Below are 12,796 nucleotides of genomic sequence, written 5' to 3' on the forward strand. Positions count from 1 at the left end.
CGGCTTCAGCCGCCGGGCTACCGGGCGAATACCGGTCTATATCCTGAATCTTCATCAGCCCGCAGCTCAGAGCACGCGCGACCTGATAGCGCCAGGATACCGGATTCATTTCTTAATCCTCAGGCAAGGATGCCACCCACATGGGCGCTCATTGGATGACCGCTCATTCCCAGATCCGCGCCAGAGCATAGTCAGTTTATCCAGGGCATCAATAGCTCAAGAATTGTAAAATCTCAGTGAAAGCACATGACCATAGTGACTAACCCGCCAAACCCACATCAAACACGCTTTCCGCTATTTCCGGCGAGCAACAGGACTGATGTCAGATCGCCCTCCATTGATGGAGTCCGGGCGGCCGGGGCACCGTTCAAGGTGTGTTTCGTTGTTTTAGCAGTTACATTCCGAGAACCAGCGCAACATCAGGAGTCCGGCGCCCGGCGAAAGGCTGTGCAACAACCCTGCGGCAAGCAATGAAGAAGTAGACATCGTGACGAAAAATCACTATAATCCGTCTATCAAGGTGAGGTTGCATACTCATAACACAAAGTGTAGTTTACCAACCTGCTAGAATGACACACCATTTGCCGTTGTACATCATTTTACTCGGTTCCGGATGCATTCTATCAAGTGTGCTGGCGATCTACGCCTGGCGCCACCGTCAGATTGCGGGCGCTTTGAGCCTGTCAATCCTTATGGCCCTGGTTGCGGGATGGTCGCTGTGGTATGCGTTCGAGCTTGGCAGCACGAACCCGGCGTCCAAAGTATTTTGGGGGCGCCTGCAGTATATTCCGATTGCCGCCATCCCTCCCGCCTGGGTGGTATTCGCCCTGGAGTACGCCCAGCATCAGGCATGGCGCGCGCGCAGGCTGCTGATCGGGCTGTCAATTGCGCCGATTCTGACTATCCTGTTGCAGTTCACCAGCGACTGGCACGGCTTGGTCTGGAGCAGCACCCGCATTGACCTCGATGGCCCGTTCCCCATCCTGCGGGTTACGTATGGACCGTGGTTCTGGGCGCATACGGCCTATTCCTATCTGCTGCTGATGCTCGGCAGCCTCCTGATGGTCCGGCAGATCCGCCAGACCAACTACCTGTTCCGCTGGCGGTCGGTGGTGTTGCTGAGTGCGGTGCTGCTGCCCTGGTTGGGCAACGCCGTTTATCTCGCGGGAGCGAGTGATTTAGATCTGACACCGTTTGCTTTTACGCTTACAGGTTTGTTATTAACCTGGAGCATCGTCGGGTTTCACCTGCTCGACCTCACGCCAACCGCGCGCGAGGCGGTGCTCGAGAGCATGCGCGACGGCGTTCTGGTCCTCGACCAGCAGGGGCGCATCGTTGATCTGAACCCGGCCGCCGCGCGGATCTTTGGCGTCATCCCGGCGCGGGTCGTTGGCCAGACGGTGGCAAGCCTGCACCAGGACCTGCGTCATCTCTTCCGCGAGGACGCTGCGGCGCTCGAGTCGCAGGGGGAATTGAGCGTCGGTGCGGACGCAGAGCGACGCATCTTCGAATGGCGCGCCTCGCCGGTGTATGATCGCTACGGACGGTCTGGCGGACGCATTGTGCTCCTCCGTGATGTGACCGAGGAACGGCGCAGCGCCGAAGAGCGCCAGCAGTTGATCGCCATGGTTGAGCATAGCGACGACCTGATCGGCATGGCCGATCTTCAGGGCAAGATGCTCTATCTGAACGCCGGGGGCCGGCGGATGGTCGGGCTGCGCAATCTGGAGGCGGCCCTTGAGCGGGTGATGTTTGATTTTCTTTTCCCCGACGATCTCCCCTATTTTTGTGAAACCATCGTTCCCGAAGTGCTGCGGCTTGGCCACTGGCGCGGCGATATCAGGTACCGGCACTTTGAGAGCGGCGCGCCCATTCCTATCTACGCCAGCATCTTTCTGGTTCGCAGTCTGCAAACGGGCGAGCCGCGGGCTTTCGCTACGGTGAGCCGCGACATCACCGCGCGTAAGCGCGCCGAAACCCGGTTGCGCCAGCAGGCCCACTACCTGACCGTGCTGAACGCCATGGGCCAGGCAGCCATCGAGATTGCCAATACGGACCTGCTGCTCCAGACCCTCTCCCGCCAGATGGGCGAGTTGTTGGGCGCGGACGCCTCCTGGATCGAGCGTGAGTCGCCTACCGCGTCACCAACCGTTCCCGCGATGGCAAAACAGGGGCGTCGAGGCGAGGGTGCAACCGTTCTTCCCGCGGACCTTGATGGTCTGGTGCCGCAAGGGCTATCCAGCCCGGAGAGCGTCGTGATTGTCGAAGACTTGCAGAACCAGAGGATGGACAGCCCTGACCTCAACGCTGAGTACCACTCGGTAATGGTGGTTCCGTTATTAAATGGCGCCGAGCGAATTGGCCGGGCCGTGGTTGCGTTTCGTCGGCCGCATCGCTTTACCCCGGAAGAGATCGCCCTGGGCGAACAGGCCGGGCGGCAGATCGCCCTGGCGCTTTCCCGCGCCGGCCTGTACGAAGAAGTGGCCAACCAGAACCGCCGGTTGGAAGCGATGATCAGCTCGAGCCGCGACGGGGTGGCGCTCATCGGGGTTAATCTGCGTATCCTGGTGCTGAATCAGGCAATTCTGCGCTTGCTGGGGTTAGCCGGAACACCGGCAGACTGGATCGGGCGCCACCTGAGCGAGGTGATCGCAACCGTTGGCCGCGCCGATCCAGAGATTGCGACGATCATCGAAACTGAGCTGCGGCGGGTGCTCGGCGGTGACCGGACGCCTGGCACGGGAGAGTTCACGCAACGTTCCCGGTACGAGCCGGCGCTCCGGCCTCGGGGCGGCTGGTGGTGTTGCGCGATGTGAGCGAAGAGCGCGCTCTTGAACGGATGCGCAACGATCTGGTCCACACCATGGTCCACGACCTGCGCAATCCGCTTACCGCCATCCATGCCGCGCTGAGTTTGCTGCAACTCCTTCCCGATACCAGCAGGGAGGTCAGGGAAACGACCCAGATAGCAATGGAGAGTTCCCAGAAGATGTTAAGAATGGTAAGCTCCATTCTTGATCTCAACCGGCTGGAAAGCCGCAGGCTTCCCCTGCACCGCCGAAGCGTAGCCCTGCCAGCGCTCATCGCCGACACGGTTGCGCAACTGGCGCCGACGGCAAGGGCGAAGAACCAACGCTTAATCTATGATTTTACCGAAGATTTCCCAGAAGTCTACGTTGATGTAGATATTACTCAAAGAATTATACAAAATATAGTTGGAAATGCAATTAAATTTACTCCAGAAAATGGTTTAATTTCAATAAACATTTCTCGGCGTGAAGACCGGTCGGGCGAACTGGCAGTCGCGATCCGCGACACCGGCCCCGGCATCCCTGAGGCGCTGCGCAGGCGTCTGTTCGAGAAGTTTGTCAAGGGCGATCATCCGGAAAGCGGCAGCGGCCTGGGGCTGGCCTTCTGCCGACTGGCCGTCGAGGCCCACGGCGGCTCGATTGACGTCACCAGCACAGTGGGCGAGGGGAGCACCTTTACTTTCACACTGCCGGTCGCGGCGTTGCGCCAGATCTGGCGCAACCGGTTTTCAGTCCTTTTGAGGCGCCAACGAAGCGTTTGCAGGGGGTTGGGGAAGCCGGGTTTCCCCGGCCCCCTGCCCAATGGAAGGGTTGCAGAGAGGGCGGGCCTCCCTGGCGCCAGGAGGGGACACAGTAGAGTCCGGGCTGCGTTTCTATAACAGGTTGCCCAGAGGACCAAGGTTGAGGTTCAGTTCCTCCCCCTCCAGGCCGAAGATGCCCTTGAGTTCTTCCATGCGTCGCTCCAGGCGCATAAAGGTCTCGCCAAGACGTTCGATCTCCTCGTCACTGATGGTTCCCCGTTCGATGCGTCGCAGGGCCTGGCGCTCCATCAGTTGCCGCAGTAACTCGATCAGGGTGAGCACCAGTCTGGCCAGGCCGCGCTCAACCCCTTCGGGATCGGCATCAATCCGCTGTGGAAGCCTCGCGCAGGCGCGTTCCAGCTCGGCGGCGAACTCCGCCGGGTCGCCGGTGCTGTGGAGCACTTTGTGCTGCAAGGCAAGCAGCGCATCGCCCTCGGAGGGGCCCGGCGACGGTTGCCTCGCGTCCTGGTGCGGAAGTGATACGGTTGACATAGAGCATTTCTCGCAAAGGTTAATCCGCAACGATGGCGACACGAGCGCCGCGAGCCGCACGGCTCAGGGTCCTCAGTAGCATTCCGGTCAGTGCTCCAGGCGGTTACGCCCCTTCAACAAAATGGTAGGCCGGCCAGGGTCCCGTGCAGAGGAGGCGCAGGTCGGGGTTGATCACGCCAAGGTCTCCGACGGTGGCGCGAAACACATCCAGGGCCTCGCGGGGGATCAGATAGGCGGCGCTGAGCAGTATACGCTCGTGCGCCGCCTGACGGACATGCGCGACCGCCAGTCTGTTCAGCGCGACATGGAGGGCATCGGCGCGTCGTCGGGACTCGCGCAGCCACGCTTCGCGGGCTTGTTCTTCGACCATGCGCCGGGCCAGGTAGTCGCGCCCGTTCTCCGCCTCCGCCGGACGCGGCGCCGGCGGGGGCGCCTCCGCCGTCCACAGGGCGCGCACGCTCACCTCGACCCGTCCGGCCACCCTGGCCAGTCCGGCCACGAAGCGGTCATGGCGCTCGCGCAGGAGCGCCATCAGCGCCGCCTCGTCGGGCAGCAGGGCACCGAAGCGCACCGGGAGCACGCCGCAGCTATCGAGCAGACGTTCCACAACCTCCTCGTGCCGCCAGAGGTGCGCCGCTTCGGCCCGCGGAGCGGGGCCTTCGTAGTGACTGTAGATCGCCGCGACGTCGCCCCAGGCGCCGTATCGCACCGGCTGCTCGCCAAGTCCAATAATGGGCGGCAGCGGCGCAGTGGGCCGGTTGATGATGGCGTACAGGTAGAGCATAGAGTTAGAGACGATCTTCAGACGATTGGCAGATGGCTGGAGGAGCGTGGGGACACCAGGTGTCCCCGCCCCCCTGCCCAGCGCGAGAGGTTGGAAGGTTATCCACCGAGGTCAGAAGCAAACGCAGGCCCAGGTAGATCAGATCGACGTTGGCGACGGAGATGGTGATGTCGCCACTGATGATGACCCCCTTGTCGAGAATGCGGTCGAGGAGGTCAAGCAGGGTGACCTCGCGCTCGGCAATCAGGCGCTCATGCATGGGCAAGCTCCGTGGGCTGGCTCACGAAGTTATAGGCCGGCCATGGTCCGCTCAATGTAAACGTGAAAGCGGGATGGGTCGCGGCAAGACAGTCCAGCGTGGCGAGAAAGGTCTCGAGGTTGGCAATGTCAACCAGATAGGCGCACCTGAACACCGGTTGCTCGTCAGACGGCGCGCCCGCGGGAGCGGGGCTGTCAATCACTGTCGCAACGGCCTCGGCGGCAAGGCGCGCGTGTGCGTCGCGCGCGCACGTTTCGATGGCCCTGGCCACCTCTTCGCGCAGGATCTGCTCACGTTGCTTCGCCAGCATGTAGGCGGCGCCCGCGCGCAGGCCCCGCTGGCGCGCATCAATGTCCTGAATCCGGACGCTGGCGGCAACGACCTGCGCGGTCAGGCGCGCCTCGTCCACGCTGATTTTCAGCCCCCACTCCTGCCGTCCGGCCAGGCGCGCCAGGGCTTCGCGGAAGCGAGGCGCGTGTTCGAGCAACATTGCGCGCACGCCCGCCGCGTCGCGGAAGACGGTTCCGAAGCGCAGCGGCACAACCGTAGCCTGGCGCATAGCGCGCGCGAGCACTGCTTGATGGGCGCGCACCCGGGTCTCGATCCAGGCCAGGTCATCCTGGCAGGCGCGCATGGCCTCCGCGGTGAAAGCGGCCAGGGACACAGGGCTGACGATCGCCACGAGATCCCCATCAACCAGGAGCTCCACCGGTCCGCCTGGTTCGACGCCCGGCGCCAGCCCTTCGGGGGCCCCGTCGGTGATGCCGTAGACATAGTAGCCTTGTTGTTCTAATCCGGGATCAGTTGGTTCAGTTACAGGCATATGTTTTCTCCAGGTGGAGCAACCTGGAGGGTTGCTCTACAGGATTTCTCCAATCAGCTTTTCGATCCCCTGTTTGATGGCGGCAGCCCGTCAGTCTTTGCCCAGGGCGGCCAGGAAGTGGCGCTGCTCAACCTGGAGCCGGCCTGGGTCGGCATCGCCCGCAGCCAGACGCTCGCGCACCGCCGCCAGCGCCGCGCGCCGGCAGAGACCGGCCAGATCGGCGCCGCTTGCGCCGGCGGTGGCGGAAGCCAGGGCTGCCAGGTCCACGTCGGGAGCGAGGGGCATGGTTCTGGTATGGACGGCCAGAATAGCGGCACGAGCCGCTTCATCGGGCAGCGGCAGTTCGATGACGAGTTCGAAGCGCCCGGGGCGCAGCAGGGCCGGATCGATGCGGTCAATGCGGTTGGTGGCCGCCAGCGCCAGCACGCCACGCAACGCTTCGATGCCATCGAGTTCGGTGAGCAGTTGGCCGACCAGGCGTTCCGCCACCTGGCTGGCATCGCTGCCGCGGGGAGGCGCCAGGGCATCCAGTTCGTCAAAGAAGATCAGGCACGGGGCGGCCTGCCGCGCAGTGTGAAAGAGTTTGCGCAGCGCCCGCTCCGACTCGCCGACCCACATGCTCAGCAGTTGCGGGCCTTTGACGGGAATGAAGTTGGCCTCGCTGGCGCTAGCCAGAGCCGCAGCGACCAGGGTCTTGCCGGTCCCGGGCGGCCCGTGGAGCAGAATGCCGCGTGGAGCACGGACGCCAGCTCGTTCCAGCAACGCACCATGGCGCAAGGGCCAGACAACCGCTTCGGTGAGCGCCTGCCGCACTGCCTCCAGCCCGCCCACGTCCTCCCAGCTCACCGCGGGCCGTTCGGCGAACAACTCGCGCCCGGCAGACGGAACGATCTCGGTCAGAGCGGTCATGAAGTCGGCGGCGGTCACGTGCAGGTCGTGCAGGGCAACGCTCGCGGCGCCGCGGTCGAGTTCGGGCATGGCCCGGCGCAGGGCGCTCATCGCGGCCTCGCGACAGAGGGCGGCCAGATCGGCGCCGACGTAGCCATGGGTGCGCGCGGCAAGGCTGTGCAGATCAACATCCTCGGCCAGGGGCATGCCGCGAGTGTGGATCTCCAGGATCTCGTGGCGCGCGGCGGCATCAGGGATGCTGATGCTGATCTCGCGGTCGAAGCGGCCAGGGCGCCGCAGGGCCGGATCGAGCATGTTGGGGAGATTGGTGGCCCCAATAACGATCACGTTGCCGCGCGACTCCAGGCCGTCCATCAGGGTCAGCAACTGGGCTACGACGCGGCGCTCGATCTGGCGGTCGCCGCCCATATCCTCGCGGCGGGGGGCGATGGCGTCAATCTCGTCAATGAAAATAATCGCCGGGGCGCGGCGGCGCGCCTCTTCAAAGGCATTGCGGAGATTGGACTCGGAGGCGCCATAATAACGGTCAATGATCTCCGGGCCGTTAATGTGAATGAAATGGGCGCTGGTTTCGGCGGCGACGGCGCGGGCGATCAGCGTTTTGCCGCAACCAGGCGGCCCGTGAAGCAGTACGCCCTTCGGCGGATCGATGCCCAGGCGAGCGAAGACCTCCGGGTGGCGCAGGGGCAGTTCGATCATCTCGCGGATGCGGCGCAGTTCGCGACCCAGGCCGCCGATGTCTTCGTAGGTGATCGCGCCCGGGGCGGCGGCGGAGCGCTCGCCGCCCAGGACGATCTCCGTTGCGGCGCCGATCAGCGCAGGGCCGGAAGGCTGGATTTCGGCGACTGTAAAGTTCTGGGCGCGCGATCCAAAGAGGGTGACCCGCACCCGGTCGCCGGCGAGCACCGGCAACCCGTCGAGCAGGCGCGCCAGGTGCGAGGCCAGGCCGCCCGGCAGCGGCCCGTCTTCGGCCACAAGGGTCACGCGGCGCGCCGGGGCCACAGCGACCCGCTCGATGCGCACGCGCTCACCCAGCGCAACCCCGGCATTGGCGCGCATGATCCCGTCCATCTGGGCCAGACCCTGGCCACGCTGTTCGGTGTAGGTCGGCATCAGCCGGCCCAGGGTGGCGCGCGCGCCGCTGATGCGCACCACGTCGCCGATGGCGGCGCCCAGCCGGGCGATTGTCTGCGGGTCTATGCGGATCAGGCCCCGCCCGACGTCCTTCGCCGGGGCCTCGGCGACACGAAGTTCGACCACCGCAGGAGAAGGCTCCATGTCAATGCTTTCCTTCTTCCGGGTGCTGGCAGGTACAGAACGTTGCGTCACACCTGACGCCGCGCACGCACGCTAGGCCCGTGGCTGATCGGGACGCCGCTGTACCACAATCTAAAATCTAAAATCTAAAATCCCAAATCCGAAGCGCTACGCCCGCGCCTCGAGCCGTTCTTCGAGGCGGGCCAGACGCTCGTGCAGCAGCCGGTTCTCGGCCTCCAGTTCGCGGGCGCGGGTGGAGAGCAAGGGGTCGCTCTCCCACCAGTTGATGCCCATCTCGGCAGCCTTATCCACCGAGGCGATCAGCAGGCGCACCTTGATGCTCAGCAGCTCGACGCCCACCAGCGCAATCGAAATGTCGCCAGCGACGACGATGCCCTTGTCAAGGACCCGTTCGAGAATGTCGGCCAGATTGGTGGACTGGGTGGCGTGCTGAAGGGTATAGTTGGCCATGGAACCATACCTCTACTGCTTGACCTGGCCGCGGTAGTAGCGGTTAGTGCGCAGAAAACTCATCAGATTGCCCTCGGTGTCGAGGTGAACCTGGTACGTCGCCAGAACATCGTTGCTGTCGGGAATGCGTTTCATCTCCAGCAGTTCCAGATCGAGCATCCAGCCGTTGCCGTCGCGCAAGACGCGCGAAACGGTGTCGACGGGCATCCCTGTGAGCGCGGCGATCTGCTCACGGGCGACGTTTACAATCGTGGCGACGTTCAGATTTCCAGGCATGGACAGCTCCAGTCTCTATCACGTCTGCTCGCGCAGATGGCGCAATTGCTCCAGCAAGGCCGTTTCGGCGGCTTCGTACTCTTCCTCGCTGATCTGGCCGAGATCAAGTTGCAATTCGAGCTCGGTGAGTTGCCGGCGGATCCGTTCGGGATCGTACAACTCGCGCCGGGCCTGGTCGTGCAGTTGCTCGGCCACCCAGAGGAGGCCGCGCAACGGCCCGGTCAGCGGAAAGGTGAGCAGGGAACCCAGCGGACCCATAGGATGCTCCGGACGCTACCGCCACTGGATGGCGATCGAAACGAAGTTGTACGGCGGCACCGGACCGACGTACTTGAACATGAACTGGTCCTCGAAGCGTTCGCCGAACTGCCGGACGACCTCGTCAAACTCGGCCTCGTGCTCGCGTTCGACCAGGAAGGCGGCGTTGAGCACCATGCGGTCGGCGCGGACGGGAAGCGTCACGGTTGCGACGGCGAGCGGTCGCAATGCGGAGAGGAACAGCTCCGCGTCGTGGTCGCGGCGAGCGTTAAGGGCATGCTCGACCATCTCGCCGAGACGAATGCGCTCGTAGTATGTGCTCTCGAACGACCGCCCGCTGAGCGAGTCGCGCAGGGCCTTGATTGCCGGGTTCTCGTCGGCAATGCGGCGCAGCATGTCCTCAGCGGTCCAGAATACCTTCAGGCCCAGTTCGATACGGTTGCACAGGCCATCGAGCTGGACGCGCAGGTGGTCATAATGGCGCGCCAGCAGTTGCTCGCGGACGGTACCCACATCCGGGGCGACGACGCCGAAACGGATGGGCAGAACGCTGTACTCGCGCATTAACGCTTCCAGCACGCGGGTATGGGCAAGCATATGGCGCCGGGTGCTGTCATAGGCTTCCTGGGGCGAGTCGCTCACCACCGCTGCCAGATCCCGATAGGGGATGGTGTACACCTCGCGCCCCTGTTCGTGAATCCCCTGTACGTCAAAGCTGCGCACCTCGCCGCAGGGGATGATCCCGTAGAGATAACGGCCGATCGCGGTCATAGCTGGCTCCGTGTGGGGTTATGCAAAGCCCGCTTCATCCCATTCACTGGCCATTCGGGTGTCACTGGTCTGTGAACAACGGTTTCTGATCTTTACCGCAGAGAGCGTGGAGGGTCGCAGAATCTGCTTAGGGCCGCGCATCTCTACAAAAGGGTCCCTGGATGGCAGCGCCTGATGGATAGCAGAAAACTTCGTTCACCGACCATTCAGGGTTGCCTGGTCAGCCGCAGTTCAAGAATCCCGTTGCGATAGGTTTGTTGCAGGGCGTCAGGAACAACGGGGGCGGGCAGCAAGATCTCACGGGCGTAGCGGCGCTCACCGGTCGTTTCCAGGCTGAGCACGTCGCCATGCACCTCGACCCGCACCTCGGACTCCTCTACCCCTGGCAACTCGGCAATCACGATAATCGTCTCGCCCTCATCGAAGACATCTACCAGCGGCTCGCGCACCGGCGTGACGGCCGGCCCGGCGGCGGTGGAGCGCAGGTTGCCGAAGCGCTCCACGCGCAGATCGCCATTGAGACCGGTGCGAATGTTGAAGCCGTAAACGGCGCGAAAGCGTTCGCCGCGCACTTCACCGCCGCGCTCGATCAGCACATCCTCGCGTTCGGCGATTTCGGCGAGCAGACTGATCATGTCGCCCAGGTTCTTGAAGATGCCGCCCAACCCAACTGCAAAGGCGCCCTCGGGTCGGCGCTGGCGTTGTTCGTCACGCATGGCTCATACCATTTCGGATTGCGGATTTTGGATTTTGGATTGCTGGATATGGTGTTCTGATGCACACACGGTATTCACCGGGAACTGGCATCAGACGCGCATTCGCGGGTCGCACACCGCCCTGATGACGATCCTGGCGGAAGGCTACCGGCTATTGTTACCTCAGTACTCCACCACGATGCTGTGCCACGGCCCCGACGGGGCATCGGGCCGCGGGCGAGCCACGGCGGCTCCGGGCGCTGCATCGGCGCCTGGAGCTTCCAGGGCGGCCAGGCGCTGCGTCACCTCGCGCAAACGGGCCTCGGCACGAGCCTGGTTGCGCCGCCAGACGGCCAGTTCTCGCTCCAGGCGCGCCCGCTCCCGTTCGAGCGCCAGGCGCTCGGCGGCAACGGCGGTTGTGGTTCTGGCCGCCGGTCGCCCGCGGATCACCGGGCCAGGCGGGATGGCTGGACGAATGCGAGGGCGTTCCATTAACTCCTCCCCGGACAGTGTTCATAGATGAGGTTGAGCAGCAACTCACGGTGCCGGCGGCGTTGCTCCTGATCGCGAGCATTGAAGGCGCGTTTTGACTCGAGCACGTCGAGGCACAGGGCGACAAAACGCGGATCGTCAGCGCTGACGCGCAGATCCTGCATCGCGCTGATGCGGGCGATCATCATGCCTGCGCGCATCGTCGGCGTCTGGGCATAGGCGCCGCTGGCGCGATAGGCGTGCACCAGACCGGCGATCCGGCTCGCGTCTTCGGGGTCAATCCCGGTCGAAGCGGCGAGAATGGCCGCCTCGGTGCGCTGGTCATAGAAATCCAGGTCAATCGTAATCAGGCGGTCGGCCAGGGCGTCCTGGGTAGCATGCACGCCGGCATACTCTTGCGGGTTACTGGTGAAAATGGCTCGGAACTCGGGGTGAACCTTGATGTAAACTTCGCTGCTGCCACTGGTCGGCAACACGAGCATGCGCTCCTCCAGCACGGTGAGCAGCACATTATTGGCCTCCGGGCGCGAGCGGGTAAACTCGTCGTAGATGAGCGTAAAGCCTTCTCGGCAGGCAGTGGTGAGACGGCTGTCCACCCAGCGCTGGACGGCATCTTCTTCATACTTGACGACGGAGTGGATGAAGCGATCCACCACGCGGCGATAGCGATAGCCGTGCCGCCCGCCAACCAGGTCGGAGGCCGAGAACTCTTCATCGCCGACGAGCAGCATAACCGGCCGGCCAAGCTGGGAGGCCACGTGCATGGCCAGGGTGGTCTTGCCGGTTCCGGCGGGGCCGCGAAAGTGGACCGGAAACCCGGCCTGAAGGTAGCCCAGGGCGCGCGCTGCCACGTCGCGGAGGGCTTCGGTGGCGATGAAGGTGGCGCCGGGGCGTAACGCCAGAGTGGCGCGGCCTGGTTCTACTACGGTACGTGCCGCCAGGGTCATGAGTTTTCTCCTCAGGGAAGGTTGTAGCAGCGTTCGTTCAAGAAACGGTCGAAGCGCCGGGCCCTGTCTCCGGGGCCAGCGGGGGGCGCGCCTTGCTCTGCGAGCGCCCGCGCTGGTTGGCGCGCGAACGCGGCTGGATAGGGCGCAAATGCGCGGTGACGGCGTCCAGACGATCCTGCAACGGTTTGAGCCGGTCGTAGAGCCGGGCGATCGTCGCCGCGAACGCTTTTTGCTGTTCCGGGGCGGCAGGCCAGGGTAAGGCGCCGAGATCCCCGCTGAGCGTCTCGACGCTCCGGCGCACCCCCTCGGCCGTCTCGACGAGTTGCGCTTTCCGTGGCGAGTCCGCGGAGGGCAGGGCGGCAAGTTCATCGAGCAAGGGTTGCAGATTGCTCTGCAGGCTTTCGAGGTGCGCCTCAAGCTGACGCTGCAGCGCCTCGCTCCCAGGCTCGCCGCGTTCCAGTTCGCGCAGGATGGCCACGCGGGTCATCTGCGCGTAGGCCACCAGGCCGGCGTAGCCAAGACCGGGCAGGGATGAGGCGCCGTTACTGGCGGCCCGCGCTCCTGCACGCCGGTCTGGAACAGGAGCGGACGCCTGAGCGGGGGGTTGGCGCGATGATGTGGAGTGCGCCGGCCTCGCGGACGCAGACGGCTTCGGTCGGTTCTCGGAGGTATTGACGGTCATCCGACCGGCGATCAATTCTCGTCGCACTGCGACCTCGCCCCGGCGTCGCGCCTGCCCGGTCGCCGCCGCC

General features: G+C 64.2%; 15 protein-coding genes. 2 read left to right on the forward strand and 13 right to left on the reverse strand.

What is annotated here, in order from left to right:
• The first annotated feature begins 581 nt into the window (after window positions 1–581).
• Window positions 582–2,816, forward strand: coding sequence for a PAS domain S-box protein (locus NZU74_14210; protein MCS6882484.1), 2,235 nt, complete (start codon window positions 582–584; stop codon window positions 2,814–2,816).
• Window positions 2,813–3,688 carry a HAMP domain-containing histidine kinase gene (locus NZU74_14215; GenBank protein MCS6882485.1) on the forward strand — a complete coding sequence of 292 codons (876 nt, stop codon included), beginning with the start codon at window positions 2,813–2,815 and terminating at the stop codon, window positions 3,686–3,688. Before NZU74_14210 ends, NZU74_14215 begins: the two co-directional genes overlap by 4 nt.
• Here the strand turns inward: NZU74_14215 and NZU74_14220 are convergent.
• The 13 genes from NZU74_14220 to NZU74_14280 all read right to left on the reverse strand — a co-directional run.
• Window positions 3,683–4,102, reverse strand: coding sequence for a gas vesicle protein K (locus NZU74_14220; GenBank protein ID MCS6882486.1), 420 nt, complete (start codon window positions 4,100–4,102; stop codon window positions 3,683–3,685). The genes NZU74_14215 and NZU74_14220 overlap by 6 nt on opposite strands.
• Window positions 4,103–4,205: 103 nt before the next feature.
• Window positions 4,206–4,886, reverse strand: coding sequence for a GvpL/GvpF family gas vesicle protein (locus NZU74_14225; protein ID MCS6882487.1), 681 nt, complete (start codon window positions 4,884–4,886; stop codon window positions 4,206–4,208).
• Window positions 4,887–4,890: 4 nt separating this feature from the next.
• Entirely contained in the window at window positions 4,891–5,145 is a 255-nt protein-coding gene (locus NZU74_14230) for a gas vesicle protein (protein ID MCS6882488.1), read from the reverse strand.
• Window positions 5,138–5,968 (reverse strand): GvpL/GvpF family gas vesicle protein, encoded by an 831-nt coding sequence (locus NZU74_14235; protein MCS6882489.1) that lies wholly within the window; start codon window positions 5,966–5,968, stop codon window positions 5,138–5,140. Before NZU74_14235 ends, NZU74_14230 begins: the two co-directional genes overlap by 8 nt.
• Before the next feature lie 90 nt (window positions 5,969–6,058).
• Window positions 6,059–8,155, reverse strand: a complete 2,097-nt coding sequence (locus NZU74_14240) for a CDC48 family AAA ATPase (GenBank protein MCS6882490.1) — start codon at window positions 8,153–8,155, stop codon at window positions 6,059–6,061.
• Between the two features lie 147 nt (window positions 8,156–8,302).
• Complete coding sequence (locus tag NZU74_14245; GenBank protein ID MCS6882491.1) at window positions 8,303–8,605, reverse strand: gas vesicle protein; 303 nt, start codon at window positions 8,603–8,605, stop codon at window positions 8,303–8,305.
• Window positions 8,606–8,617: 12 nt separating this feature from the next.
• Entirely contained in the window at window positions 8,618–8,881 is a 264-nt protein-coding gene (locus NZU74_14250) for a gas vesicle protein (GenBank protein ID MCS6882492.1), read from the reverse strand.
• Between the two features lie 18 nt (window positions 8,882–8,899).
• Window positions 8,900–9,139, reverse strand: a complete 240-nt coding sequence (locus tag NZU74_14255) for a gas vesicle protein GvpG (protein MCS6882493.1) — start codon at window positions 9,137–9,139, stop codon at window positions 8,900–8,902.
• Window positions 9,140–9,154: 15 nt separating this feature from the next.
• Window positions 9,155–9,910, reverse strand: a complete 756-nt coding sequence (locus NZU74_14260; protein MCS6882494.1) for a GvpL/GvpF family gas vesicle protein — start codon at window positions 9,908–9,910, stop codon at window positions 9,155–9,157.
• Between the two features lie 206 nt (window positions 9,911–10,116).
• Window positions 10,117–10,626: an Hsp20/alpha crystallin family protein gene (locus NZU74_14265; GenBank protein ID MCS6882495.1), complete on the reverse strand. Its 510-nt coding sequence runs from the start codon at window positions 10,624–10,626 to the stop codon at window positions 10,117–10,119.
• A 162-nt stretch (window positions 10,627–10,788) separates the two neighbouring features.
• Window positions 10,789–11,097 (reverse strand): hypothetical protein, encoded by a 309-nt coding sequence (locus NZU74_14270; protein ID MCS6882496.1) that lies wholly within the window; start codon window positions 11,095–11,097, stop codon window positions 10,789–10,791.
• Window positions 11,097–12,044 carry a gas vesicle protein GvpN gene (gene gvpN / locus NZU74_14275; protein MCS6882497.1) on the reverse strand — a complete coding sequence of 316 codons (948 nt, stop codon included), beginning with the start codon at window positions 12,042–12,044 and terminating at the stop codon, window positions 11,097–11,099. Before gvpN ends, NZU74_14270 begins: the two co-directional genes overlap by 1 nt.
• A 37-nt stretch (window positions 12,045–12,081) precedes the next feature.
• Window positions 12,082–12,796: hypothetical protein (locus NZU74_14280; GenBank protein MCS6882498.1), on the reverse strand; the 715-nt coding region annotated here is incomplete at its 5' end.

It is taken from the genome of Chloroflexaceae bacterium (assembly GCA_025057155.1).
Lineage (GTDB): Bacteria > Chloroflexota > Chloroflexia > Chloroflexales > Chloroflexaceae > JACAEO01.